At 73.9% G+C, this 1,068-nt stretch carries 1 protein-coding gene; it reads left to right on the top strand.

Going from position 1 to position 1,068, the window contains the following annotated elements; all coding sequences use genetic code 11:
• Positions 1-148 precede the first annotated feature (148 nt).
• Complete coding sequence (locus ACFVT2_RS43470; protein ID WP_390028041.1) at positions 149-931, top strand: SDR family NAD(P)-dependent oxidoreductase; 783 nt, start codon at positions 149-151, stop codon at positions 929-931.
• The last annotated feature ends 137 nt before the right edge of the window (positions 932-1,068 follow it).

Raw genomic sequence — 1,068 nt, 5'->3', positions numbered from 1 at the left:
GTTGTCGGACTGCTTCGCTTTACGTCCGACAACCCACCCCGGAGCCCCCGGCCCCTCCCGTTCGTGGTCGGGCCTCGCCCCGGTGGGGAGTTGAGGAAGACAAGACCACGGGCTCACGGGAGGCGGGGCGGTGGGTAGGTAATCGTCCATGAGGCGATTCGAGGGATACCGCGTACTGATCACCGGGGCCGGGCGGGGCATCGGCGAGGCCACCGGGCGGCGGCTGGCCGACGAGGGGGCCCGGGTGCTGCTCACCGACCTCGACGGGCCGCGTGCCGAGCGGGCCGCGCAGGCGATCCGGGCGGCCGGCGGCGCCGCCGAGGCACGGGCCTGCGATGTCGGCGACCGGGCCGCGGTGGAGGCCGCGGTCGCCCACGCCGTGGAGCGCTTCGGCGGCCTGGACACCCTCGTCAACAACGCCTTCGGCTGCCACCCCGACGCCCTCCTCTTCGAGGACACCCAGGACGACGAATGGGCCGCCGACCTCGACCTCACCCTGACCGGTGCGATGCGCTGCGCCCGGGCCGCGCTACCGCACCTGGCCGCCGCCGACGGCCGCGGTTCGATCGTCAACATCGGCTCGGTCAACGGAATCCAGGACTTCGCCAACCACGCCTACAGCGCCGCCAAGGCCGGCCTGGCCAGCCTGACCCGCACCCTCTCCGGCCACGCCGCCCCCCGCGGCGTCCGCGTCAACCTCGTCGCACCGGGCACCGTCCACACCCCCAACTGGGCCGGCCGCGAGGACCACCTCGAACGGGCGGCGGCCGTCTACCCGTTGGGCCGCGTCGGCCGCCCCGAGGACATCGCGGCCGCCGTCGCCTACCTCGCCTCACCGGACGCCTCCTGGGTCACCGGCATAACCCTCCCCGTGGACGGCGGCATCCTGGTCGCCAACACTGACCTCCGCCAAGCCCTCCACGCCCCCTGACCCACCTCGTCGTTCCCTCCTCCACCCCATCGCCCTGTCTTCTCCAACTCCCCGCCGGGGCGCGGCCCTCCACACACGTGAGGGGCCGGGGGCTCGGGGGCGGGTTGTCGGACGTAAAGCGAAGCAGTCCGACAACC

It is taken from the genome of Streptomyces sp. NPDC058000, assembly GCF_042886435.1.
GTDB lineage: Bacteria > Actinomycetota > Actinomycetes > Streptomycetales > Streptomycetaceae > Streptomyces.
The sequence above is the reverse complement of the archived record's forward strand: the minus strand, read 5'-3'. Positions and strand labels throughout refer to the sequence as shown.

Excerpts from the sequence above, each read along its gene's own strand:
- ACFVT2_RS43470 (WP_390028041.1), top strand. The coding sequence starts at position 149 with ATGAGGCGATTCGAGGGATACCGCGTACTGATCACCGGGGCCGGGCGG.